Source organism: Mycobacterium rhizamassiliense, from assembly GCF_900157375.1.
Taxonomy (GTDB): domain Bacteria; phylum Actinomycetota; class Actinomycetes; order Mycobacteriales; family Mycobacteriaceae; genus Mycobacterium; species Mycobacterium rhizamassiliense.
Window position 1 is genome coordinate 1477168 of record NZ_LT721901.1, and the last position, 21706, is coordinate 1498873.

At 67.8% G+C, this 21706-nt stretch carries 24 protein-coding genes and 2 pseudogenes; 11 read left to right on the forward strand and 15 right to left on the reverse strand.

The window, feature by feature from the left end; all coding sequences use genetic code 11:
• Positions 1–9: 9 nt before the first annotated feature.
• Positions 10–141: a hypothetical protein gene (locus MRAB57_RS29380; RefSeq protein WP_281254363.1), complete on the forward strand. Its 132-nt coding sequence runs from the start codon at positions 10–12 to the stop codon at positions 139–141.
• On the opposite strand, the gene MRAB57_RS07270 is transcribed toward MRAB57_RS29380, so the two are convergent.
• Both MRAB57_RS07270 and MRAB57_RS07275 read right to left on the reverse strand, forming a co-directional pair.
• A complete protein-coding gene (locus MRAB57_RS07270) occupies positions 138–554 on the reverse strand; it encodes a nuclear transport factor 2 family protein (protein ID WP_077090446.1) in 417 nt (138 codons plus the stop codon). The two genes, MRAB57_RS29380 and MRAB57_RS07270, sit on opposite strands and share 4 nt — an antisense overlap.
• Before the next feature lie 4 nt (positions 555–558).
• The gene (locus tag MRAB57_RS07275) at positions 559–1116 is read right to left on the reverse strand and encodes a TetR/AcrR family transcriptional regulator (RefSeq protein ID WP_077086973.1); all 558 of its coding nucleotides are present in this window, start codon (positions 1114–1116) and stop codon (positions 559–561) included.
• Positions 1117–1211: 95 nt separating this feature from the next.
• Between MRAB57_RS07275 and MRAB57_RS07280 the strand changes: the two genes are divergently transcribed.
• A complete protein-coding gene (locus tag MRAB57_RS07280) occupies positions 1212–1622 on the forward strand; it encodes a hypothetical protein (RefSeq protein WP_077086974.1) in 411 nt (136 codons plus the stop codon).
• Positions 1619–3100 carry an FAD-dependent oxidoreductase gene (locus tag MRAB57_RS07285; protein ID WP_077086975.1) on the forward strand — a complete coding sequence of 494 codons (1482 nt, stop codon included), beginning with the start codon at positions 1619–1621 and terminating at the stop codon, positions 3098–3100. The genes MRAB57_RS07280 and MRAB57_RS07285 overlap by 4 nt, the downstream gene beginning before the upstream one ends.
• Here the strand turns inward: MRAB57_RS07285 and MRAB57_RS07290 are convergent.
• Positions 3082–4143 (reverse strand): ketopantoate reductase family protein, encoded by a 1062-nt coding sequence (locus MRAB57_RS07290; RefSeq protein ID WP_077090447.1) that lies wholly within the window; start codon positions 4141–4143, stop codon positions 3082–3084. The genes MRAB57_RS07285 and MRAB57_RS07290 overlap by 19 nt on opposite strands.
• 221 nt (positions 4144–4364) lie before the next feature.
• Between MRAB57_RS07290 and MRAB57_RS07295 the strand changes: the two genes are divergently transcribed.
• Positions 4365–5333: a YihY/virulence factor BrkB family protein gene (locus tag MRAB57_RS07295; protein WP_077086976.1), complete on the forward strand. Its 969-nt coding sequence runs from the start codon at positions 4365–4367 to the stop codon at positions 5331–5333.
• Positions 5334–5336: 3 nt separating this feature from the next.
• On the opposite strand, the gene MRAB57_RS07300 is transcribed toward MRAB57_RS07295, so the two are convergent.
• Entirely contained in the window at positions 5337–6209 is an 873-nt protein-coding gene (locus tag MRAB57_RS07300; protein WP_077086977.1) for a LysR family transcriptional regulator, read from the reverse strand.
• 90 nt (positions 6210–6299) lie between these two features.
• On the opposite strand from MRAB57_RS07300, the gene MRAB57_RS07305 reads away from it, so the two are divergent.
• Complete coding sequence (locus MRAB57_RS07305; RefSeq protein ID WP_077086978.1) at positions 6300–7523, forward strand: MFS transporter; 1224 nt, start codon at positions 6300–6302, stop codon at positions 7521–7523.
• Between the two features lie 17 nt (positions 7524–7540).
• Here the strand turns inward: MRAB57_RS07305 and MRAB57_RS07310 are convergent, their stop codons facing one another.
• A complete protein-coding gene (locus tag MRAB57_RS07310) occupies positions 7541–8323 on the reverse strand; it encodes a DUF6065 family protein (RefSeq protein ID WP_077086979.1) in 783 nt (260 codons plus the stop codon).
• 440 nt (positions 8324–8763) lie between these two features.
• On the opposite strand from MRAB57_RS07310, the gene MRAB57_RS07315 reads away from it, so the two are divergent.
• Positions 8764–9597 carry an LLM class F420-dependent oxidoreductase gene (locus MRAB57_RS07315; protein WP_077086980.1) on the forward strand — a complete coding sequence of 278 codons (834 nt, stop codon included), beginning with the start codon at positions 8764–8766 and terminating at the stop codon, positions 9595–9597.
• A 6-nt stretch (positions 9598–9603) separates the two neighbouring features.
• On the opposite strand, the pseudogene MRAB57_RS07320 reads toward MRAB57_RS07315, so the two are convergent.
• A pseudogene (locus MRAB57_RS07320) lies at positions 9604–10113 on the reverse strand (SDR family oxidoreductase); the annotation flags it as partial.
• Between MRAB57_RS07320 and MRAB57_RS07325 the strand changes: the two are divergent.
• The 3 genes and pseudogenes from MRAB57_RS07325 to MRAB57_RS28755 all read left to right on the forward strand — a co-directional run.
• A pseudogene (locus MRAB57_RS07325) lies at positions 10108–10716 on the forward strand (cytochrome P450); the annotation flags it as partial. The pseudogenes MRAB57_RS07320 and MRAB57_RS07325 sit on opposite strands and share 6 nt — an antisense overlap.
• A 98-nt stretch (positions 10717–10814) precedes the next feature.
• The gene (locus tag MRAB57_RS07330) at positions 10815–12173 is read left to right on the forward strand and encodes a WS/DGAT/MGAT family O-acyltransferase (RefSeq protein ID WP_077086981.1); all 1359 of its coding nucleotides are present in this window, start codon (positions 10815–10817) and stop codon (positions 12171–12173) included.
• 418 nt (positions 12174–12591) lie between these two features.
• On the forward strand, positions 12592–12738 hold the full coding sequence (locus MRAB57_RS28755) for a hypothetical protein (protein ID WP_173813913.1): 147 nt from the start codon (positions 12592–12594) through the stop codon (positions 12736–12738).
• 38 nt (positions 12739–12776) lie between these two features.
• On the opposite strand, the gene MRAB57_RS07335 is transcribed toward MRAB57_RS28755, so the two are convergent.
• Complete coding sequence (locus MRAB57_RS07335; protein ID WP_077086982.1) at positions 12777–13553, reverse strand: SDR family NAD(P)-dependent oxidoreductase; 777 nt, start codon at positions 13551–13553, stop codon at positions 12777–12779.
• The gene (locus tag MRAB57_RS07340) at positions 13550–14035 is read right to left on the reverse strand and encodes a nuclear transport factor 2 family protein (RefSeq protein WP_077086983.1); all 486 of its coding nucleotides are present in this window, start codon (positions 14033–14035) and stop codon (positions 13550–13552) included. Before MRAB57_RS07340 ends, MRAB57_RS07335 begins: the two co-directional genes overlap by 4 nt.
• Before the next feature lie 101 nt (positions 14036–14136).
• Between MRAB57_RS07340 and MRAB57_RS07345 the strand changes: the two genes are divergently transcribed.
• Positions 14137–14790: an IclR family transcriptional regulator gene (locus tag MRAB57_RS07345; RefSeq protein ID WP_245835863.1), complete on the forward strand. Its 654-nt coding sequence runs from the start codon at positions 14137–14139 to the stop codon at positions 14788–14790.
• Here MRAB57_RS07345 and MRAB57_RS07350 read toward each other — a convergent pair.
• Positions 14774–15565 carry an SDR family NAD(P)-dependent oxidoreductase gene (locus tag MRAB57_RS07350; protein ID WP_077086985.1) on the reverse strand — a complete coding sequence of 264 codons (792 nt, stop codon included), beginning with the start codon at positions 15563–15565 and terminating at the stop codon, positions 14774–14776. The genes MRAB57_RS07345 and MRAB57_RS07350 overlap by 17 nt on opposite strands.
• Positions 15566–15661: 96 nt before the next feature.
• On the opposite strand from MRAB57_RS07350, the gene MRAB57_RS07355 reads away from it, so the two are divergent.
• Positions 15662–16246, forward strand: a complete 585-nt coding sequence (locus MRAB57_RS07355; RefSeq protein ID WP_077086986.1) for a TetR family transcriptional regulator — start codon at positions 15662–15664, stop codon at positions 16244–16246.
• On the opposite strand, the gene MRAB57_RS28480 is transcribed toward MRAB57_RS07355, so the two are convergent.
• The 6 genes from MRAB57_RS28480 to MRAB57_RS07390 are packed head-to-tail and all read right to left on the reverse strand — an operon-like array spanning position 16140 to position 21704.
• Positions 16140–17228, reverse strand: coding sequence for a hypothetical protein (locus tag MRAB57_RS28480; RefSeq protein ID WP_173813914.1), 1089 nt, complete (start codon positions 17226–17228; stop codon positions 16140–16142). The two genes, MRAB57_RS07355 and MRAB57_RS28480, sit on opposite strands and share 107 nt — an antisense overlap.
• Positions 17228–18280, reverse strand: coding sequence for a vWA domain-containing protein (locus MRAB57_RS07370; RefSeq protein ID WP_077086989.1), 1053 nt, complete (start codon positions 18278–18280; stop codon positions 17228–17230). The genes MRAB57_RS28480 and MRAB57_RS07370 overlap by 1 nt, the downstream gene beginning before the upstream one ends.
• Positions 18277–19371: a hypothetical protein gene (locus MRAB57_RS07375; RefSeq protein ID WP_077086990.1), complete on the reverse strand. Its 1095-nt coding sequence runs from the start codon at positions 19369–19371 to the stop codon at positions 18277–18279. Before MRAB57_RS07375 ends, MRAB57_RS07370 begins: the two co-directional genes overlap by 4 nt.
• A complete protein-coding gene (locus tag MRAB57_RS07380) occupies positions 19362–19835 on the reverse strand; it encodes a hypothetical protein (protein ID WP_077086991.1) in 474 nt (157 codons plus the stop codon). Before MRAB57_RS07380 ends, MRAB57_RS07375 begins: the two co-directional genes overlap by 10 nt.
• Positions 19825–20697, reverse strand: coding sequence for a DUF58 domain-containing protein (locus MRAB57_RS07385; RefSeq protein ID WP_077086992.1), 873 nt, complete (start codon positions 20695–20697; stop codon positions 19825–19827). Before MRAB57_RS07385 ends, MRAB57_RS07380 begins: the two co-directional genes overlap by 11 nt.
• Positions 20698–20702: 5 nt before the next feature.
• Positions 20703–21704: an AAA family ATPase gene (locus MRAB57_RS07390; RefSeq protein ID WP_077090448.1), complete on the reverse strand. Its 1002-nt coding sequence runs from the start codon at positions 21702–21704 to the stop codon at positions 20703–20705.
• Positions 21705–21706 lie beyond the last annotated feature (2 nt).

Below are 21706 nucleotides of genomic sequence, written 5' to 3' on the forward strand. Positions count from 1 at the left end.
CGGCGTTCCATGCGCCGTTCGACTCCCAGCACACCATTGTCCACCCACGTGATTCACGTCGACGGCGACCTGACCACCTCGGTGCTGCGGCACGAAGGCGCCGCCAACCGCGTCGGAATCCTCACTGCGACAACCGATTAGGCGAAGCGTTCCGCAAATTCGACGGCCTCCTGCTGGATCCGGCCGAATTGGGCGCCCATCGCCTCGGACAACGCCTTCGCCCCCGACAGCGGCCGCACCATGACCATGAAGTCGTCGATCAGGCCGTCGTCGTCGAAGTGCAGGAAGTCGCAACCTGTGATCCGCACGCCCGGCGCCCCGACGATCCCCGTCTCGAACACCAGCGCGTGGTCGCGGCCGTCGCTGCCGTCGATCTCACGCACGTAGCGGAAGTCCTCGAAGATCCGCAGTACCCCGCGCAGGATCGCCGCGGTGATCGGCTTGCCGACGTAGGGCTTGAACGCGACCGGGCTGGTGAACACGACGTTGTCGGCCAGCAGGGCCGCCATCGCCGCCTCGTCGCGGTCTTCGACCGCCTTGCGGAAGGGGTGCATCAGATCATGGTGCAGCATCGGCCAGGTAATGCGCGAGGACGGGGCGCAGCCACTCGGCGAGCGCAGCGTCGTCCATCTCCACCAGCGCGGGCAGGCACACGACGTAGCGGGCCACCGCGAGCCCGAGCAGTTGCGACCCCATCAGCGCCGCGCGTTCGGGCGCCCGGTCGGGCACGACGGCGGCCAGGGCGGGGGCCACCTGGTCGACGAACACCTCGACCAGGGCATCGGCGGCGGTCTTGTTGGTCGCGGCCGCGCGCAGCAGCGGCAGGAACGGTCCCTTGGGGCCCCACACCACGATGAACATCGGCAGCAGCACCTCGGCCACGCGCTCGGGGGCGACGCCGGAGAGGTCGGGGAACTTGACGTCGATCCGCGAGGCCGCCGCGAAAAGCTCTGCCTTGCTACCGAAGTAGTGCATGACGAGCGCCGGATCGACGCCGGCCTCCGAGGCGACGGAGCGGATGGTGGTGCGTTCGAAGCCGCGGCTGCCGAATTGGGACTTGGCGGTGGCCAGGATGGTCGATCGCGTGGCTTCCCCGTCGCGCACTTTCGCTGGCATGCCGCCAGTGTATTCAACAACTGTTGACATGACACGCACCGCGGCCTAACGTCGGAGTTCAACAGTTGTTGAACTCACCTAGGGAGGGCGCGGGTATGGCCGTCACCGCCATCCAGATCGGGCTCGACCCCGACGTCATCGACTACGCCTCGGCCGACTTCGCCCAATTCCCGGGACTGTCCGCCGAGACGCTGCGGGCGGCCAACGACGACAACATCGCCGCATTGCGCGCGGCGGGCTACCAGGTCGACAACTGCCTCGTCGAGTTCGGTGCCGCGGGTACGGTGAAGGCCCGCGAGTGGCTATCGGCCAAGCAGTACGACGCGGTGCTCGTCGGCGCCGGCGTGCGGCTGGTAGCCAGCAACACGCTGCTATTCGAGTCGATCATCAACACCGCACACACCACCCAGCCCGGTTGCCGGTTCGTCTTCAATCGCGCGGCCGTGGCGACCCCTGACGACATCCGTCGCTGGTACCCGCATCCCGAGACGGCGGTGGCGCAATGACCACGCCCGCGGACATCGACGTCGACGTGGTCATCGTCGGTGCCGGCCCGACCGGCCTGACGGCCGCCGGTGACCTGGCGCGAGCCGGCCGCTCGGTGGTGGTGCTGGAGCGCTGGCCCACGCCCAATCCGTCGAGTCGCGCCTTTGCCACCATGGCCCGCACGCTCGAACTGCTCGACGCGCGAGGACTCGCCGATGACCTGCTGGCGCAGGCGCACCGGGCACCGGGCGTCACGATTTTCGCCGGTGCCCAAATCGATCTCACGCATCTGGACTCGCCCTACCAGTTCGTCATGGTCACCCCGCAGACCAACGTCGATCAGGCGTTGGCCGGCTACGCGGCCGCACAGGGGGCCGACATCCAGCGCGGCTTCGAGGTCATCGGGCTGCAGCAAGACGCCGACGACGTGCTAGTGATCGCGCGGCCGCACGGCGAATATCGCCAAATCAAGTGGCGGGCAAGCTATGTGATCGGTGGCGACGGCGCGCACAGCGCAGTCCGCACGCTGCTGGGCGTGGACTTCCCGGGCCGCAAGATCTTGTCGTCGGTCGTGCTCGCCGACGTCAAGCTGGCGCACGGGCCGGACGGCGGCGGGCTCTCGCTGGGTAGCACCCGCAACGAGTTCGCATTCCTGGCACCCTATGACCGCCACGACCCCGACGGCTCGTGGTACCGCGCGATGGTCTGGGACCGCAATCACCAGGTATCCGATCACGCGGCGGTGGACCGCGACGAGGTCGCCGCCGTCCTTACCCGCGCACGCGGCACTGACCTGGGGCTGCTAGAGGTCGGGTGGATGTCCCGATTCCAGTGCGAGGAAAGGCAAGTCGCCCAATACCGGCACGGTCGGGTGTTCCTGGCCGGAGACGCAGCGCACGTGCATTCCCCGATGGGCGGGCAGGGGATGAACACCGGGATTCAGGACGCGGCGAACCTCGCTTGGAAGATCGACGCCGTGCTCGCCGGCGCGGACGACGCGGCCCTGGACAGCTACCACGACGAACGCCATCCGATCGGCAAACGCGTACTGCGCCAGTCCGGCCTGATGGCACGCGGCATCACGCTGCGCCCCCGGTTCGCCCGCGGCGTGCGAAACATGGTGGTGCCGAGGCTACTTCGCATTCCGCGGGCGCGTGACGCGATCGCCGGGAGCTTCGCCGGAACAACGTTGCGGTACGCCCCTTGCAAGGGCAAGAGCACCCTGGTGGGCACCCGCGCGACGCAGATCCCGTTGACGCAGGGCCGAATTACGCTGTTGCAGCGCCAGACCGGCTTCGTGTTCATTCGCGAGCGGGGCGCTCCGCCGGTCGACGCCCTGGACCTACTCGAGGCCGAGCGGGCCGACGACGGTCCCGCGGTGTTGGTGCGCCCCGATGGCTACATCGCCTGGGCGGGCGAATCGGCCGACCGGCCCGGATGGTGCGGGGTGCTGGCCTGGTGGACCGGTAGGCCCGCACGTCACTCCTGTGCGGTGTGAAAGGCGTTGACGCCGAGCAATTCCGCCAATTGCGTTGCCGAGTAGCCGCCCGGCCCGTGTCCATCGCGGACGGCTGTGCGCGCGGCCCTGGCCAGCGCGGCGTTGAGGGGCGCCGCGCTGGCATGCAGGTGCGCGAGGCGGACGATCTCGCCGTTGAGGAAGTCGGTCTCCACGTTGCCGGTGTTGCGCGACAGCGACTGCCACGTCGAGTTGCTCGCCGCCGAATTCCAGCCCGGGATAGGGCGGATGGTCGGACCGTCGGACCGCGCCGCCTTCGATGTCTCGAACGAAATGAAGTGGATTCCCGTCTGCCGCAACACGTTTTCGCCCTCCCGGCGCACGGCGGCCACCACCTCGCTGGTGTCGGCCCCGTCCGCGGCCAGCGCGCCCACGGCGTTACCCAGGTTGCTCAGTAGCTTGTTGTACTTCCAGGGCGCCACGTCGTCGACGGCGCGCACCAAAATGCCCGCGGCGCTCCATGTCTCGGTCATCGATGCCAGCAGGGCGGTGTCGTCGTGGGTGCCGATCGACGCCGGCCAGCGCGAGACGTGGAACTGGCCCGCCACCGGCCAGGACCGCACCACCACCTCACCGGGCTCCAGATGCACGGCGGGTAGCCAGACGCAGACACCGAACACGCGGCGGAAGTAGCGCAGCGCTTTGCCCTCGGCCGCAACACCGTTCAACGCCGTCATCGCCGGCAGCCGCTCACCGGCGAACCCCACGACTCCGTCCGGGCCGTGCACCGGCTGGTCCACCCATTGCTGCAGTGCCGCGTCGAGTTGCTGAGTCTTGGTCGTGAACACCAGCACGTCGCGGTCGGTCAGCCGCACGTCCTCGGGCCGTGCCGCGGCGGTGACCGCCGTTGGGAAGGTGCCGTCGGGCGTCCGCAGCGTGATGCCCGACGACGATAGAACTTCGGCGTGTCGGCCGCGGGCCACCAACACCGTCGGAACGTTCGCCCGCGCCAGCATCGCGCCCACCGTGCCGCCGATGGCCCCGGCACCGACGATCACGTATCGGGGTTGGTCGTGAGGGGACATCGCCGCGCCTTCCATCCAGCCTGCTCGCCCCGAGACTACCGACCGCGGCGGATACGAATTGAGTCCCAATGCGCACCCCGGCCGGCAACGGCCACGCCGTGTCGGCGGGAGCGCGTTCCGACGGCGGCTGACTGTGGCACGATTGGCGATCGCCGTATCCGGGTATGACCCGCTCATCCCAATCGATTGGGTGTCGGTTCTCGGGGGAAAAGTGATCGGCGATGGTCGGGTGGCTGGAAGGCTTGCAGCGGCGTAACCGCGCGGTCAGCGTGACGATCGCCGTCATCTACAAATATCTCGATGACCAAGGTGGTTATTTGGCGGCGCTGATCACCTACTACGGGTTCGTGTCGCTGTTCCCGATGCTGTTGCTGCTGACCACCGGACTGGGTGTGGTGCTTGCCGGTCGCCCCGATCTGCAAGAGCAGGTGCTGCACAGCACGCTGAGCCAGTTCCCGGTGATCGGCAGCCAGCTGCACCAGCCCGAGGGACTCAGCGGGGGGACGGTCGCGGTCGTCGTCGGAATCCTGGGCGCACTCTACGGTGGGCTCGGCGTCGGGCAAGCCCTGCAGAACGCGATGGACTCCGTGTGGGCCGTCCCGAAGCACAGGCGCCCCAACCCAATTCGGTCGCGGATGCGCAGCCTGCTGTTGCTGCTGCTGCTCGGGTCGGTGGCCATCGCCACGACGGTGTTGGCCGGGATCGGCCAGACGACGCAGGCGCTGGGCGTCTTCGGGAAGATCGGGATCACCCTGGCGGCCCTGGCGATGAACGCGCTGATCTGCGTGGTGGCCTTCCGCGTGACGACGGCGCGGGAGCTGACCTATCGCCAGGTGCTGCCCGGAGCCGTTGCGGCGGCGGCCATCTGGCAGATACTGCAGCGGTTCGGCGCCGGCTACATCCAGCACACGGTCAAGACGGCCAGCGCCACCAACAGCATCTTCGCGTTGGTGTTGGGCCTGCTCGCGTTCCTGTACCTGGTGTCGACGACGCTGGTGCTGTGCGCCGAGATCAACGTCGTGCTGGTGGCCAAGCTGTATCCGCGGGCGTTGCTCGCCCCCTTCACCGATGACGCCGAACTCACCCCGGCCGACCGCAAGGCCTACGCGAGTCGGGCGAAGGCCGAACGCGTCAAAGAGATTGAGCGGGTCACCGTCCGCTTCGGTGGCCTCAAGAACAACGCGCCGTAGGCCCTACCGGTAGTCGACGTTCGCGGCGGACGCGATGAAATCGCGGACCGCGCGCGACAGCGGCCTGGCGGAGTTCCAGATCATCCCGACGTCACGGTAGGCGTCGGCGTCGGTCAACCCCAGGATGGCGACCCCGTATTCGCTGCCGTCGATCGGCATCAGGCTGACACCCAGGCCCGCCGCGACCAGACCGGCCGAGGTGCTCAGGTCAGTCGATTCCAGGACGATGCGGGGCTGGAATTGCGCTGCGGCACAAAGCTCGTCGAGCAGTCGGCGCATGCCGAAGCCGGGGTGCATGGTCACGAACGATTCGTCGGCGAGCTCGGCCATCGACACCTCGGCCACACCGGCGAGCCGGTGTTCGCGCGGCACCGCCACGCCCAGCCGCTGGCGAAACAGGCTGCGCCAGGCCAAGGTTGGCTCGGCCGGCCGCGGCGACACCACCGCGACGTCCAGGGAGCCGGATTCCACCATGTCGCCGATCGACTCGGCGGCGTCCTCCTCGAGCGTGAACGTCACCCGCGGCGACGCCTTGGTGAAGTCCGCGATCAACCGCGGCACCACCACGGCGCCGAACGAGCCCAGGAAGCCGAGCCGGATCTCGCTCACCGCCGGGTTCATCAGGTCGTCGATCGCGCGCCGCGCGGAGTCGAGCTCCAGCTGGGCCCGGCGGGCGTGCTGATAGAAGATGCGGCCGTAGGCGTTGAGGGAAAGCCGCCTGCCGCGGCGGTCGAACAACGCGACGCCCAGCCGCTTTTCCAAGCGCGCCAGCATCCGGGTCAGGGTCGGCTGGGCGATGCCGAGCTGCTCGGCCGCCGCGGTGACGTGCTGCAGCTCCGCGAGTGTGATGAGCCACTCATAGTCGCCGTCACGCATGCCCCTCACCTCTTCTTATGTCGGAGATGAATCATAATTCCACGAATAATTCATTTCCGTTTCCTTGCTGGACGGCGAAGGATTGCCCGCATGGTTTCACCTGCCGCCGCACCCACCGCACACCGGGTGGGCAGCAGCGGTTTCCGGCGGGTCACGGCGGCGGTGTGCTGCGCCGGCATCGCCAGCCTCGCCGGCATGTACTGCACGCAGGCGCTGCTCCCGGCGCTGTCGGCCTACTACCGGATCTCCCCGGCCGTCTCGGCGCTGACGATCTCGCTGACCACCGGAATGGTGGCGCTGTGCATAGTTCCGGCGAGCGTGCTGTCCGAGCGCTACGGGCGCACCCCGGTGATGCTGACCTCGGCGGTGGCCTCCAGTGTCATCGGGATGTTGTTGCCGTTCAGCCCGAACCTGACCCTGCTGATCGTCGGCCGCGCCCTGCAGGGCATGGTGCTGGCCGGGGTGCCCGCGGTCGCCATGGCCTACCTCGCCGAGGAAGTGCATTCGTCCTCGCTCGGCGCCGCGATGGGGCGCTACGTCGCCGGGACGACGGTGGGCGGGCTGATCGGGCGGCTGATCCCGTCGATAGTCCTCGACATCAGCAACTGGCGGGTGGCCCTGCTGGCGAGCTCATTGACGACGCTGGCGGCCACGGTGGCCTTCGCGGTGCTGGTGCCCCGCTCGCGGGCCTTCACCGCCAACGCCGCGAACCTGGGCGCCACTCTGCAGAACCTTCGAACCCACCTGCGAAACCCCATGCTGTTCAAGCTCTTCAGCCTGAGCTTCGTGCTGATGGGCGGGTTCGTCTCGGTGTACAACTACCTGGGCTACCGCCTCACCGCGCAGCCGTTCGGGTTGGCGTCCTCGACGGTGGGCCTGCTGTTCGTGTTGTACCTGGCGGGCACCTGGTCGTCGACGTTCGCCGGGCGCCTGGCCGACCGCAGGGGCCGCGCGTTCGTCCTCGCCGTCGCCCTGCCCGTCGCGGTGATCGGCCTGCTGGCCACCGGACCCCACGCGATGGGCGTGATCGTCGCCGGACTCGGGGTGTTCACCGCAGGCTTCTTCGCCGCACACACCGTGGCCAGCGGATGGGTCGGCGCGGTGGCCCACCACGACCGCGGCCCGGCGGCGGCGTTGTACATGTTCGGTTTCTACCTCGGCGGATCGGTGGGTGGCGCGGTCGGCGGGCTCGTCTACAGCGTCGGCGGCTGGCCGGCAACGGTGACGTTCGTCGCCGCGCTGCTGCTCACCGCGCTGCTGCTCGCGGGATTATTGGTGCGCGACAACAGGTCTGCAACCCTGCGCACCGCGTAGGCCCTTCGGTACGACTGCTACGACGGACCCTCGCCACGTTCCACGAACGAACGCAGATGACGTCGGGTCTGGTGATCGTCCGCTCCAGCCTCGCCGTCCGGGTGCCGGCCCCGCATGTAGTCGCCCTGCCATGACACCCGCTCCGGCGCGGTGTCGCTCGCCGCTAGCTGCACCAGCCATGCCTCTTCCCGTGCGCGAAGGAAGAATTCGTGTTTGCGGCGCAGGCCATCGTCGGATTCGATGCGCAGGAGTTCGGGAGCGAATTCCTCCAGCTCGGTCCGGCGTTGCGGGACGATCATGCAGATCGGCTCGTCCACCTCGAATCGCACCGGCATGAGTCGGCGGGTCAGTTTCCAATTCATGCTGAAACTTGTGCTGGACCAATCGGTCTCGACTACTCCCTCCAGTGCAGACACGGCGTCTTTCGGATTGTTCGCCGGGCCGCGCACCAATAGGTTGTAACCCGGCGGAGTGCGAAACAATATCGGCAGATGCCAGGTCAAGATCCCGTGTCCGAAATGGCTGGAGGGTAGGAACTGACCGGGGTCGCGCTTGTCGGGCTCGATCATCACGTCCATGCGGTCGTCTCGACCGATCCAGGTGGCGGTGAACGCGCACGGATTGCGCAAGACCCAACCGCTCTGATTGGCGATGAGCATTGGTAGGCACCGATGTGGCCCGCCTTGATCCAGCGCGGACATCCACCCCCGGCCGATCGGCGCCGGGGTGATGTGCGGCGGATCATCACGGGTGATGAACCCAATCAGCGGGCGCGATGGTCCATCGGACTCTTCGGTCATCGTGGCCCCGACTGGGGGATCCACCGGCGTAGGCGATGAATTTCACAGCCCCACAACGACATTGCCCACACCCCATGCTGCCGATTAAGGTCCGTTAGCGTTTCTAACGAGGAGTTTAACTCTCCGTCCTCGGTCCCGCACGCCCGGTTGCCGAGCCCTCGGTCGATGGGCCTTACGAGCGAAAGTCGCAGACGGAGAACGCCGTTCGCTGTAGTGACGCCGTCACCGGCTATCTCCCTTGCTATTTAACGATCCCGATGTCTCCCGGCGGCATTCCGGCCGATTGCCAGGGTGCCTCGGTGGGTGGTTTCGGCAAATAGCGGCGCGTTCATCCGCTGCGGCATCCCGCGGCCGCTTTTCCCCCGCCAGGGCGGCGCAGGGAATAATCCCGTCGACAGGGAGCGTTCCGCCACCCGAAGCCGATAGACAGGGGTAGCGCGATGAAGATCGGGATTTCGACGTTCGTCAACGACGACAGTATCGGCACGGTGTCACTCGCCCGCGCGATCGAAGAGCGGGGCTTCGACTCGCTGGTGGTCGCCGAGCACACCCACATTCCGGCCAGCCGCGAATCCGCCTATCCGATGGGTGGCGAGCTGCCGCAGCACTACTACCGCACCCTGGACCCGTTCGTCACGCTGGGCGCCGCGGCCGCGGTGACCTCGAAGATCGACCTGTTCACCGGGATCGCGCTGCTCATCGAACGCGATCCGATCACCACGGCCAAGGAGGCCGCCAGCATCGACCTGATTTCGGGCGGACGCTTCGTGTTCGGCGTCGGGGCCGGCTGGAATCTCGAGGAGATGCGCAACCACGGCACCGACCCGAAGACGCGCGGCGCGCTGCTCGACGAGCGCATCGAGGCGATCCGGGCGCTGTGGACCACCGAACCCGCCGAATACCACGGTAAGTTCGTCGACTTCCCGCCGTCCTATAGCCGCCCCAAGCCGGTGCAGAAGCCGCATCCGCCCATCTACATCGGGGGCGACTCCAACGCCACGGTCAAGCGGGTGATCCGGCACGCGGCGGGCTGGATCTCCAACCCCAACCCCATCGAGGACATCACCGCGCGTATCAACCAGTTGCGCGAAGGCGCCGGCCATGACGTGCCGCTGGCGATGTTCGGCACGCCGTACAAGGACCTGGATTACTGGCGCGCGGCCGAGGACTTGGGCTTCGGCCACCTGGCGTTGTTCCTGCCGACCAAGCCGCACGACGACACGCTGCGGCTGCTCGACAGGTTCGCCGCGCAGGTGGCCACTTACCGCGGCTAGGCCCGGTTACTTGAACATGCTGCCCGCGTCGACGGTGACGGGAAGCCCTGTTATATAACGGGATTCGTCAGACGCGAGGAACGGCACCGCGTTGCTGATGTCGACGGGCTCGACCCATCCGATCGGCAGCACGTGCATGAACTGGGCAGCGACCTTGAGGTCGTCGGGTCCCGGGTCTTTGAGGTCGGGCCGGAACAGCTTCATCGTGCCCTCGTTCATGAACATCGGCGTGTTCACGTTGGTCGGGTGCACGGAGTTGACGCGGATGAAGTGCTGGCCCAGCTCGACGGCGAAGGTGCGCATCAGGCCCACCACACCGTGTTTCGCGGCGATGTAGTGGCCGGTGTGCGGGTAGGCCTTGAGGCCGCCCACCGAGCTGGTCAGGATGATCGAGCCGCCCTGGCCCTGGGAAATGAGGTGCGGCACACCGGCTTTGACGGTCTTCCAGACGCCCGAGAGGTTGACGTCGATCATCTCCGTCCAGTCGGCTTCGCTGGTCTTGTCTAGCGTCTGACCGGACTTGCCACCGCGACCTACCCCGATGGCTCGACACCGCCCCTGCTGGAGGTGGTCCGGCCGGCGACGTTTTTGTTCGCCGCCGGGCAGGAGACCGTGACCAAGCTGCTCAGCTCGGCGGTGCAGGTGCTCGGCGACCGGCCCGAGCTGCAGGACCGGTTACGCGCCGACCGCAACCTCATCGGCCCGTTCACCGAGGAAGCCCTGCGCCTGCAGAGTCCGACCAAGGTCGACTTCCGGCTCGCCCGCAAGACCACCACGCTCGGCGGGGTGCACATCCCGGCCGGCACCGTCCTGATGCTCTGCCTCGGCGCGGCCAACCGCGACCTCCGAAAGTTCGACAACCCTGACGAGTTCCAGGTCGACCGCAAGAACGTCCGGGAGCAGATCGCGTTCGGCCGCGGCATCCACACCTGCGCGCGTGCCCCGCTTGCCCGGGTGCAAGGGCAGATCACCATCAACCGCCTCCTTGACCGGACACGCGACATGGTGATCAGCGAGGCCAAGCACGGGTCGCCTGGCGATCGCCAGTACCGCTACGAGTCCACCTTCCTGCTGCGCGGCCTCACCGAGCTGCACATCGAATTCACCGCGGCGGACTAACCCGCGGATTTACGTGTAACTCGCGCCCGGTCTGGCTATCAGGGAATAGACGATGTGTCACGTCGTCTCCTAGCACGGGCCGAAGGGTGGGTCGCAGCATGAAACCGATATCGCCGACCGATTCGCTGTTTCTCATCGGCGAATCGCGCGAGCATCCGATGCACGCCGGTTCGTTGCAGCTGTTCCAGCCCCCGGAGGACGCCGGGCCGCACTTCGTCCGCGAGTCCTATCAGGCGATGCTCGAGCACACCGACATCCAGCCGACCTTCCGCAAGCATCCGTCGTTCTTCGGTGGCCTCACCAACGTGGCGTGGTCGTTCGACAAGGACGTCGAGCTCGACTACCACGTGCGCCGGTCCGCGCTGCCGGAGCCGGGACGCGTGCGTGACCTGCTGGAGCTGGCGTCCCGGTTACACGGCGGCCTGCTGGATCGGCACCGGCCGCTGTGGGAGACCCACCTCGTCGAGGGCCTGCAGGACGGGCGCTACGCGGTCTACACGAAGTTCCATCACTCCCTGATGGACGGGATGTCGGCGATGCGGTTGATGCACCGTGCCTTCACTCCCGATCCGACCGACGACGAGGTGCGGGTTCCCTGGAGCCTGGGCCGGCGCAAGCGCAAGGAGCACGGCCCCGGGCCGTCCCTGCTGCAGCAGGCGGCCGATACCGCGGGGTCGACGTTGGCATTGGCCCCCTCGACGCTGAAGCTCGCGCGGGCGGCGCTGCTGGAACAGCAGCTGACCCTGCCGTTCCGGGCGCCGCGCAGCATGTTCAACGTGCGCATCGGCGGCGCCCGGCGGGTCGCCGCTCAATCCTGGTCGCTGGATCGCATCAAGGCCATCAAGGAGGCCGCTGGCGTGACGGTCAACGACGTGGTGCTCGCCATGTCCGCCGGCGCGCTGCGCGCGTATCTGCTTGAGCAAAACGCCCTTCCGGACGCTCCGCTGACGGCGATGGTGCCGGTCAACCTCCGCAAGGAGGGCGACGACCGCAGCGGGAACAACGTGGGCACCTTCCTGTGCAACCTCGCGACAGACCTCGACGATCCGGCCAAGCGGCTCGAGATCATCAGCAGCTCCATCAGCGACACCAAAGAGGTGTTCTGGCAACTGCCCCCGGCCCAGCAGCTGGCCCTGTCGGCGCTGAACATCGGGGGCCTGTTCTTCGGGTTGCTCCCCGGCTATCTCTCGTTTGCCGCGCCGCCGTTCAACGTCGTCATCTCGAACGTCTCGGCCGGGCGCTCGGAGCCGCTGTACTGGCGGGGTGCGCGGTTGGACGGCAACTATCCGCTGTCGATCCCGCTGGACGGGCAGGCGGTCAACATCACCGTCACCAACAACGCCGACAACCTTGACTTCGGCCTGGTCGGCTGCCGGCGCAGCGTGCCACACCTGCAACGGATGCTGGGCCACCTGGAGACATCGCTAAAGGATCTCGAGCGCGGGTTCGACATCTGAATTAGCCGGCGCGGCTTGGCTTTCCGTGCCGGCTAACAGCCAGCGATCACGAGTAGCGTTGCAACAGAACGTGTTTGGCTAAGCGGCCGCTGTTCTGGGAGCGGATACGACGGAGATCTCGGAATGGACGTTGCCGCAAGTACCGCACTGCACCTGGTACTCGAGTGTGTCGTCACCGCGATCGAGAAATTGATACTCGGCAAAGCTCATGCATCGTGGGCAGCGCGCACTACCACGTTCCACTGTCACCATATCCGTCCCCCTGCCAAGTTGACGATGACGTCAAAATACCCCGTTCGGCGCTGTTCAAATCACGAATTCGCAATCTTGGTAGGCGTGAATTTCCGGGCGGGTTTCGGACCTGCCGATCGCGGAGACCCTGACCGGAGAACCGGAAGAGATCGAAAGGACGCCAGACATGGCCAGCGGCAAGCCGGAAGACGCCAGAAAAATGACCGATGAGCAGCGCGAAGTGGAAAAGCAACTGGAGCACCAGCACGACGATCCCGACGGGCCCGGGCTAGGACAGTCGCGCGACAACACCGCCGAGGAGACGTCTCGGTAGGCCCAATCTAGTTATCTGGCTGCAGCATTGGGCACGAGCTATGCGTCGAGATCGGGGGCCCAGGCCACGCCGTTGATGTGGCTGCCGCCGTCGACGAACAGGGTATTGCCGGTCAGATAGCGCGAGCCCTCGCCCGCCAGGAACACCGCGACCGGCGCGATGTCCGCATAGGGGTCCCCCATCCGGCCCATCGGGTTGGCCGCATCGGCCATCGCCTCCAGCTCCGGGTAGTCGCCGATCGCGCGAAAGAAGGCCTGGCTCTTGGCCGCGGGGCACAACGCGTTCACGGTCACACCCGTGGGCGCCCATTCGCGGGCGGCGGTCCGGGTGAGGGTTCGCAGCGCCTCCTTGGCCGCGTTGTATTCCAGCGAACCGATGTGCGCGTTGACGCCGTTGAGGCTGCACAGGTTGACCACACGGCCCCAGCCCCGCGCCTTCATGTGCGGAAATGCCGCGCGCATCGCCCAATACGGGCCGTAGTACCCGACCGCGATCCCGTGGGCGAGCTGCTCGTCGGACTTGTTCTCCACCCGGCCGAGAGCTCCGCCGCCCCACGCATTGTTCACCACGATGTCGATCGCGCCGTACTGCGAAACCGTTGTCTCGACGGCGTTTTCGACCTGCTCGCGCACCGATACGTCGGTGCCGACAAACAACCCGTCGATCGCCGCCGCGACGGCGGCACCCGCGTCGGGGTCCAACTCGGCGACCGCGACGCGCGCACCCTCGTCGGCGAAGCGACGGGCGATGCCCTCGCCGATGCCCGCACCCGCGCCCGTCACCAGTGCGACCTTGCCGTCGAGCGCCCCGCTCATCGCGCAGCTCCGGGGATCCCGGCGGACAACAGCTCCCGCGCTTCAGCCTGGCCGTCGAGGGCCCGGGTGGTACGGGCCACGATCTGCCAGCGGCGGTCGATGCGCTGAAGCCGAAAGTGGTTCGCGCCGGCGCGCGCGACCGTGAAGCCGTCGTCGCGTTTGCGCACCAGGATCGACTCGCACACCGCGACCGCGCTGTCGCCGTCGACGGTGGCCACCGCGGGCCCCAGGAAGTGGCAGCAGCCCCGGGTGATCAGCCCCTGATGCGCGTCCGAGCGCACCATCGCCACCACGTCGGCGCGACTGCGCATCGACCAGCCTTCGACGTCGTAGCCGCCCTCGTCCGCCCACAGCTCGCCCGTCGCTTCGGCCGCGCCGGCGTCCACCAGCGGGCCGTACGAGGCGATCATCCGCTCGATCGCGCGCTCGTCCTCGATGCGGCCGAGTCGTCGCTCGATCTCCGCAATGCCTGTGTCACTCACCGTCCCGTTGTAACCCGTCGCCGAACGAACGGGCCCTTGCGTCCCGATTATCGGGACCAGTAATCTGGGTAGAACCAATTCTCTTTTTGATCGAGGTTCCGATGACGATGGTTGACCGGTTCACGTCGATCATCGATGCCTTCGACGACGCCACTGTCGGCCTGAGCCTCGACCAGGTCGCGGCCAGGGCGGAGCTGCCGCGCTCGACCACCCACCGCATCCTGGATCATCTGGTCCGGCTGAGCTGGGTCTCGCACTCCGACCGGGGCTACGGCTTAGGGGACCGCGCGATGTCGTGGGGTGCCGGCGACGCAACCGATCTGCGCCTGCGCTCCGCGGCGGCACCGGTGCTGCACCACCTGCAGATCAAGACCGGAGCCGTCGTGCATCTCGGGGTGCTCGCCGGCCTCGACATCGTCCACGTGGACAAACTCGGCGGCCCTTCGGCGCCGGTCGTGCCCACCCGGGTCGGCACCAGGGCGCCCGCGCCACGGCTGGCGCTCGGTTTGGCGGTGCTGGCCGTCCAGCCGCCCGAACTGGTCGGACCCGGCATCGACGTCATTCGGGCGCGGGCCTGTGGCGTGGTGACCCGGCGCGGCGACTACGGCCCGGAATTCACGTCGGTCGCGGCGACTATCGACCATCGGGCGGCGCTCGGAATCGTGTTGCCCGCCAACGCTTCCGCGCAGCGTTACGAGCCGTTGCTGCGCGCGGCCGCGGGCCAGGTGCGCCGCGAGCTCACCGATCGCCCATGAGCTGTTGCATCACCCGGTGCGTGCCCAGCACCACCTTGGCGCGGTCCGGATGGTTGCGCCGGGCGACGTCGTCACCGTTTCCGCCCGCCACGTAGACCGGCCCGTTGGGCAGCTGCTCGAGCCCTTCGCGGGCGACGTCGGCGGGTTCGGCGACCCGCAGGCCGGGAACGTCGAAGTTCAGCCCGACGCGCTCCATGGCTGGGGTTCGCGTCACGCCGAGCACCAATTCCAGGACGTCGACGTCGAATTCGCGCAATTCGAGCCACAAGCTTTCGGCGAAGATGCGCCCGAACGCCTTCACTCCTCCGTACACGGAATGCCGCACGGACCCGAGGTAGCCGGCCATCGACCCGACCAGCAGGATGCCGCCGCGGCGGCGCTCGCGCATCGGGCGCCCGAACTGCTGGGTCAGCGCCATCATGGTGCCGATGTTCAGGGCGATGACCCGGTCGAAGTCGGCGAGCTCGCCGTCGAGCAACGGCTCGCTGCACGTGTTGGCGCCCGCGTTGTAGATCAGCAGGCCGACCTCCACGCCCGCCGCCGCGGCCGCAACCTGCTCGACGGCCGCCGGATCAACCAGATCGACCGCGACAGTGCGGACCTCGGCGCCCAACGCTCGACACTCCTCGGCGGTCCGATCCAGCGGTGCCGGCTTGCGGGCGACCAGGACGAGGTCGAGTCCCGCGGCGGCGAGTAGCCGCGCGAACTCGGCGCCCACCCCCTCCGATCCGCCCGCGATCACTGCCCAGGGTCCGTACTTCGCCAGGTCTGTCACCGTTCCAGGGTCGCGGGTGCGACGGCCGTGTGCCCGCGCCGTCCCGCTCATCGGTACAGCGGCGCGGCCGTGGCGGCGGCCGCCGATACTTGTGGGATGCCGCGCATCAGCGAGCCCCGGCCGCCGGCCCTGCCCGCAACCGACGACCAACGGGCGCGGCGCACCGCCATCTTGCGGGCCGCCGCGCGGCTGGGCAGGGCTCGGCCGCTGGACCAGATCCAGGCCCAGGAGATCGCCGCGGAGGCCGGCGTCGCCTTGCGCACGCTCTACCGGTACTACCCGTCGAAGCACCACGTGTACGCGGCGGTGCTCACCGCGCAGATCGAGAAGTTGAAGCCGCCGGCACGGCCCCCCACCGACGCGGCGTCGGCCGTGGCCGAGCTGATGGCCGAGGCGTGCCGGAACATGTTGCGCTACAAGCATCTTGCGCACGCGATGATCGTCTCGACACAGGCCGTGCGGGCGCACTCAGGCGCCCTGGGCGATCAAGCGGTCCGCGACACGATCCTCGCGACCGCCGGAATCACCGAGCCCACCCCCGCGCAGGACCGCGTCGCGCGGCTGGTCGAACAGGTCACGTTCGGCGTGCTGACGTGGACGGTCGGCGGCGAAATGGACCCGGACGAGGCGGTGGCCGACGTGCAACTCGCCTGCCGGCTAATCGCCGCGGACCTGGTCTAGCGACTCTAAATGTGCGTGCTGGTGTTGTCCTCGGCGGACGAACCGGTCGCGTCGGAATCACCGAGGCTGTTCTGCAGGCGGTCCAGTGGGCTGCCGCCATCGCCGGTGCCCAGGCGGTGTTGGGGTGCCGCGCCGCCGCCGCCCACCGGGATGCGGTCGGGGCTGACGTCGTTGAGTGGGCTCGGGCCGCCATTGCCCGCTCCGCCACCACCGTTGGGCCCGAACACGGGACCGTTGCTGCCGGGGCCGGGCGGCGGGGGCGGCGGCGTCGGCGTGGAGGCCCCGGCGGCGGTGGCGGCGGGAGCTGAGTCTCGGTCAGCGAGGTGGGCGGCGGGCTCGGGCTCGCGGTCTGCGCCGGGTTCGGCGGCTTGGCCGGCGGCAGGTGCAGCGCCTTGATCTTGTCGGCCAGCCGAGCCGCGGCGTCGTTGCGGATGCGGCGACGGTCGAGGTTGGGATCGTCGTTGTCCTTGAAGCAGCGCGGCGGGGCATCCGTGATGACCTGGAGCGCGCTGTTGTACCGCTCCTCGGCGTGGGAGACGTCGGCGCGGTTGGCGGCCAGGTCGCCCTGGGTCTCGCGGACCAGCTCGAGGTTGATGCGGGCGGGACACGAGTCGGCGTTGTCGATGCGCTGCAGCGCCGCCGCGAATTGTTGTTCGGCGGTGTCGAGCTTGCCCTCCAGCACCGCCAGATCTCCGGCGATGAACGAAACCTGGCCGGGTTCAATGACATTCAGGCCGCTCAGGGTGGAGACGTCGTCGCGCAGGGCGTCGATGTCGTGGTGGGCGAAATCCGACACGGCCGCGTCACCGGTCAGCATCGCCGAGATGATCTTGCCGACGACGGCCAGCAGCACCAGCGCGACGGGCAGGAAGTAGACGCTGAGGTGTCGCCGCAACCGCAGCCGCGCCGGGCCGCGCCGCCACCACCAGCCCACGCGCTGCCAGACGTGGCGCGCCGCGATTCTGGGATCACGTTGCAGCATCACTGCCTCACTCGTCGGGGTATGCGGTTGCGGCGGAATTCCCGCAGCGTCAAGAAGGTTTCGCCGAGCGCCAGCACGGCCGCGAGCCCGGTGAACAGCCAGTACAACTCGGTGCGCTCGACGCTGACGGATCCGCTGACCGGGGTGTCGCCCGGCGCCGGGCTGCTGAGGTCCACCGCCGGCACCACCGGAGTGATGGGGCTGTTGTCGCGGTGGAAGTAGGGCACACCGAGCTCGGCGGCGATAGCCTTGAGGCCGTCTTCGTTGATGGCCGAATTGGCGGCCCGGTTGTTCTGCTTGTCCCACATGTAGACTAGGTTGCCGTTGTAGAACCCCATCGGGATCAGCCCGCCGGCCGGGGTGCCGTAGCCCAGGACCGCGCCGCCCGCGATCGCGCCGTGCGCGATGTCGAAGCCGCTCTGGGCCGTCCGCGACCCGCCCGCGCCCTCCCCGAAGTAGAACACCAGATTCTTGGAGTCCTTGTATTGCTTTGTGGCCGAGTCGAGTTGGGTGCGCAGCACGTCGTTTGCGGCCGCAATGTTGACCTGATACATGGCGTCCTCGGGGACCTCGGTGTAGGCCGACAGCCCCTTCACAAACGGCTTCAGGCTCCACACGTCATCCGACAGTGGCCAGTCGACGCCGGCCTTTGAAGCGAACTCGATGATCGAGAACCGGGCGCGGGGGTACTGGTCGATGAGCGCGGTGATGTCGCTGCGGATGCCCGACAGGCGCGACTTGCCGTCGGCGTAGTCCTCCACGCGCCCGTCCACCGAGCGGTCGACGACAAAGAAGATGTTGGCGTTGGCTGCGCCGGTCTTCGCGGGTTTCGCGTTGGCCTGGCCGGTGTCATGCGGTAGGCCGGGGCGGCCGGCGGCCAACACCAGCAGCAGCCCGGCCGCGGTGAGCGCGCTCCAGCGCAACACCACCCGCCGGTAGCGGCCGGTGCCGGTGCGCACCAGTACCCGGTACAACGCAGCCATGCGGATCCCGACCAGCAGGATCGCGATCGCGATGAGGACTGCGACGGGAGCAATCGGTTGGAATGTCATCGGCGCAGCACCGCCAGGGAGACGAACAGCAGGCTGGCCGCCATCAGTGAGACCAGGATCGGCACGTTCGGGTAATCCCAGGACCGCCGGGTGACGATGGTGCCGCTGGGCAACACCACGTCTGGCGGATTCGCGCGAACCTTGTCGATCAGCCCGGCCAGGGTGGAGTCGGTGCCCGACGGGTTGTCACCGGCCGTCCCGGCGGGGTTGTAGACGCTGTAGCGCCCCCCGGTCGCCGAGACGATCTGGGACAGCGCCTGATTCGACTGCTCGGGGGACTTGACGACGTCGGCACGCGCGATGACGTTGATCTGGATTCCGGCCTGGTTGGCCATGTCCTTGACCTGCTGGTCGGAGAACAGCTCCGGCCGCGAATCGCTGGAGCCGTGAAAGCTGGTGTATCCCAGATAGATCAGGGACCGCCGACGGGTGCTCTTGTCCTCGAACGAGGGGAACCCGGTCATGCACAACGCCAACACGTCCTGGACGCTGCGGGCGTAGTCGACGTAGGAGACCTCGCGGGAGAAATCGTTGATGCCCGAGCTGAGCTGCTGAGCCTGCGGGCCCGGCAACTCCTTGGTGGTGTCGAGTTGGTGTTGCAGGCCGGCCAGATTGGCGTACCGGCTGAACTGGGAGCTGGCGTACTCGTAGTCCTTGGTCAGCGGCACCACCCGCAGCGTAGGTGAGGTCAGCCCGATGCGCTGGGTGTCAAAGTTCTTGTCCTGCTGGGAGAAGTAGTTCAGAAATCCGGCCGTGGTGGGGTCGGTGACCGGCTGCCCAACGCAGACCATGATGTCCTCGGGGTGGACGGCTTCGAAATTGCGGCTGGCCGCGGAGAAACCGACCGGGCGGCTGGTGGTGACCAGCGCGGTGCCGAACATGATCACCAACAGCACCAAAGTGGCTAGCATCGCCCAGAATTGCAGCCGCGCGATGCGCGCGTATTCGGGCATCGCGGTGAGCCGGTTGACGTGGGCCAGCGGGCGCAGCACCTTGGTGATCTTCGGCATCGGCACCAGCAGCGCCACCGCGACCAACGCGAGCAGCGCGACGAGGCCGACCACGAATATCGGCCACCATCTCAGGTCCATGTACGGATCACCTCCGACGCCGCATGCGCGACACGCGCGAAATCGGTGCGCTCGGTGGAGAACTGGGCATCATTGAGCGCGGTGAACACCGGCGCGGTCGGCGCCAATTCCGGTTGGCCGACGATGTCGTCGATGTGCATGTACTGCACCCGGTTACCGGTGGTCACCGAGAGGAAGCTGCGCAGCGTGCGGCGTATCGCCGCGGCGGCCTGGCCGTCGGAGAGCTGCCCGGCCCGGTACTGATCGGTGATCTTTGTGACGGTCGCCCGAAACCGGCGGCGCACCAGCCAGGAATGCACGGTGCGAATCACCGGCACCCGGCGCAGGCGGGCCGGCGGCAGCGTCCACGCGTAAACGGCGCTGTACCAGGCGACCACGACCGCCGCGCAGACTCCGGCGACCAGCCACCACCACCACGCGAAGCCGGCGGGGGCACCGAGATAGCGCAGCAGTTCACCCGGCATGTTCGAACGCCTCCGTGAGGGCGACCAGCTTGGCGCGGATCTCGGTGCTGCCGCCGATGCGGCCGAAACTGATTGCCCGGGTGGTCAGGAACTCGTCCAGCGCAGCGACCCGCGCCGCTTCCCGGCGCCGATAGGCGTCGATGACGCGCGGCCCCAAAGTGGCACCGTTGAGCACGTAGCCACCGGTGGCCACGTCGTAGCCGTCGCGTTCCCCCTCTTCCGACCCGACCGCGGCCATGTCGGAAACCATGATCCACATCAGGTCGTGGCGGCCGGACAGCTGCTGCAGCGCTTCGGATAGTCGCTCGTCGAGATCGGGTTCGTCGGAGATGATGATGATCAGCATCCGGCGCCGGTAATTGGCCGCCACATAATCCAATTGGGTGACGATGTCGCTGAGGCCCGGCCCGCCCATCGCGTGGCTGTAGAAACGATGCAGCAGGTTCTCGATGTGCGTTTCACCGCGGCGGGCGCGAATGTTGTTGCTGCCCCTGGCATCTCCATACACCAACGCGACCTCGTCGGAGCGGCCCAGCGTGATCAGGCCGATGGTGCCCATCGCGTGCAGCACCACGTCGTGTTTGAATTCGCCGCTGGGGGCCAGCGCGGCCATGTTTCGGCCGGCGTCGGCGATCAACAGCATCTTGTGATGCTTTTCCGATACGTAGCGTTTGATCAGCGTCGCCCCGGAGCGCGCCGAGGCCTTCCAGTCGATGTCCCGGACGTCGTCGCCGGCCACATACGGTCGCAGGTCGTCGAATTCGAGGCTCCGCGTGTGCAGCAGCGCATACCGACCGCCCTCGAGCAGACCGCGGGTGTCGGTGCCGAAATATTGTTTGGCCCGATTCAGATGCTGACCCATGACGCCTAGGGCACCTGCACCCGCTGCAACACCGCGTCGACGACGACCTGCGGGGTGATCTTTTGCGCGGCCGCCTCGAACCCGAGGATCAGCCGATGCCCCAGCACCCGGTGGGCCAGCTGCTGGATGTCCTCGGGCCGAACATGATTGCGGCCCCGCAACAACGCCAAGGCGCGGGCGCCTTGGCAGAACGCGATCGTCGCGCGGGGCGAAGCCCCGTATTCGACGATGCGGGCCAGCTGCGCCGGCAGGAACTGCCCCGGGTTGCGGGTGACGTTGACCAGTTGGCTGGCGTAGTGCATCAGGGCCGGATCCATGTGAATGTTGGCCGCCACCAACTGCAACCGGCGCACGTCCTCCAGGCCGACAACCGGGCCACTGCGGCGGTCTTTGTCGTAGACACCGGCATCGCGGCGCATCATCACCTCCACCTCTTCGGAGGCGCTGGGATAGCGCAGGATGTCCTTGAACATGAAGCGGTCGGTCTGGGCTTCCGACAGCGGATAGGTGCCTTCCTGATCGACGGGGTTCTGCGTGGCGATCACCAGGAACGGCTCCGGGATCGGATACACCTTGCCCGCGATGGTGGTCTGGCGTTCCTCCATCGCCTCCAGCATCGCACTCTGTGTCTTCGCGCTGGACCGGTTGATCTCGTCCAGCAGAACAAGATTGGCGTGTACGGGCCCCAGCTGGGTGGCGAACGAGTTCGTCGACGAATCGTAGACCTGGGTACCGATGATGTCACTGGGCAACAGGTCCGGGGTGCACTGGATCCGTTGGAATCGCCCGTTGATCGCGTCGGCGACGACGCGCGCCGCGGTCGTCTTGGCAAGCCCTGGAACGCTTTCCAGCAGCAGATGGCCCCCGGCCAACAGCCCGATCAGCAAGGTCTCGCGCAGATTGTCCTGGCCGACAACCTTGGCACTGAATGCCTGCCCCAGCGCGGCGATGCTGCGCTGGGCCTGCTCGACTTCCTGATGGCTCGGTTGCGGTCGTGCTGCGGTCATCG

Excerpts from the sequence above, each read along its gene's own strand:
- MRAB57_RS28480 (WP_173813914.1), bottom strand. The coding sequence starts at position 17,228 with ATGCTGCAACGTGATCCCAGAATCGCGGCGCGCCACGTCTGGCAGCGC.
- MRAB57_RS07285 (WP_077086975.1), top strand. The coding sequence starts at position 1,619 with ATGACCACGCCCGCGGACATCGACGTCGACGTGGTCATCGTCGGTGCC.
- MRAB57_RS07290 (WP_077090447.1), bottom strand. The coding sequence starts at position 4,143 with ATGTCCCCTCACGACCAACCCCGATACGTGATCGTCGGTGCCGGGGCC.
- MRAB57_RS07380 (WP_077086991.1), bottom strand. The coding sequence starts at position 19,835 with ATGCCGGGTGAACTGCTGCGCTATCTCGGTGCCCCCGCCGGCTTCGCG.
- MRAB57_RS07275 (WP_077086973.1), bottom strand. The coding sequence starts at position 1,116 with ATGCCAGCGAAAGTGCGCGACGGGGAAGCCACGCGATCGACCATCCTG.
- MRAB57_RS07305 (WP_077086978.1), top strand. The coding sequence starts at position 6,300 with ATGGTTTCACCTGCCGCCGCACCCACCGCACACCGGGTGGGCAGCAGC.
- MRAB57_RS07280 (WP_077086974.1), top strand. The coding sequence starts at position 1,212 with ATGGCCGTCACCGCCATCCAGATCGGGCTCGACCCCGACGTCATCGAC.
- MRAB57_RS07310 (WP_077086979.1), bottom strand. The coding sequence starts at position 8,323 with ATGACCGAAGAGTCCGATGGACCATCGCGCCCGCTGATTGGGTTCATC.
- MRAB57_RS07335 (WP_077086982.1), bottom strand. The coding sequence starts at position 13,553 with ATGAGCGGGGCGCTCGACGGCAAGGTCGCACTGGTGACGGGCGCGGGT.
- MRAB57_RS07375 (WP_077086990.1), bottom strand. The coding sequence starts at position 19,371 with ATGGACCTGAGATGGTGGCCGATATTCGTGGTCGGCCTCGTCGCGCTG.
- MRAB57_RS28755 (WP_173813913.1), top strand. The coding sequence starts at position 12,592 with ATGGCCAGCGGCAAGCCGGAAGACGCCAGAAAAATGACCGATGAGCAG.
- MRAB57_RS07345 (WP_245835863.1), top strand. The coding sequence starts at position 14,137 with ATGACGATGGTTGACCGGTTCACGTCGATCATCGATGCCTTCGACGAC.
- MRAB57_RS07295 (WP_077086976.1), top strand. The coding sequence starts at position 4,365 with ATGGTCGGGTGGCTGGAAGGCTTGCAGCGGCGTAACCGCGCGGTCAGC.
- MRAB57_RS07315 (WP_077086980.1), top strand. The coding sequence starts at position 8,764 with ATGAAGATCGGGATTTCGACGTTCGTCAACGACGACAGTATCGGCACG.
- MRAB57_RS07355 (WP_077086986.1), top strand. The coding sequence starts at position 15,662 with ATGCCGCGCATCAGCGAGCCCCGGCCGCCGGCCCTGCCCGCAACCGAC.
- MRAB57_RS07390 (WP_077090448.1), bottom strand. The coding sequence starts at position 21,704 with ATGACCGCAGCACGACCGCAACCGAGCCATCAGGAAGTCGAGCAGGCC.
- MRAB57_RS07300 (WP_077086977.1), bottom strand. The coding sequence starts at position 6,209 with ATGCGTGACGGCGACTATGAGTGGCTCATCACACTCGCGGAGCTGCAG.
- MRAB57_RS29380 (WP_281254363.1), top strand. The coding sequence starts at position 10 with ATGCGCCGTTCGACTCCCAGCACACCATTGTCCACCCACGTGATTCAC.
- MRAB57_RS07370 (WP_077086989.1), bottom strand. The coding sequence starts at position 18,280 with ATGACATTCCAACCGATTGCTCCCGTCGCAGTCCTCATCGCGATCGCG.
- MRAB57_RS07330 (WP_077086981.1), top strand. The coding sequence starts at position 10,815 with ATGAAACCGATATCGCCGACCGATTCGCTGTTTCTCATCGGCGAATCG.
- MRAB57_RS07270 (WP_077090446.1), bottom strand. The coding sequence starts at position 554 with ATGCACCCCTTCCGCAAGGCGGTCGAAGACCGCGACGAGGCGGCGATG.
- MRAB57_RS07385 (WP_077086992.1), bottom strand. The coding sequence starts at position 20,697 with ATGGGTCAGCATCTGAATCGGGCCAAACAATATTTCGGCACCGACACC.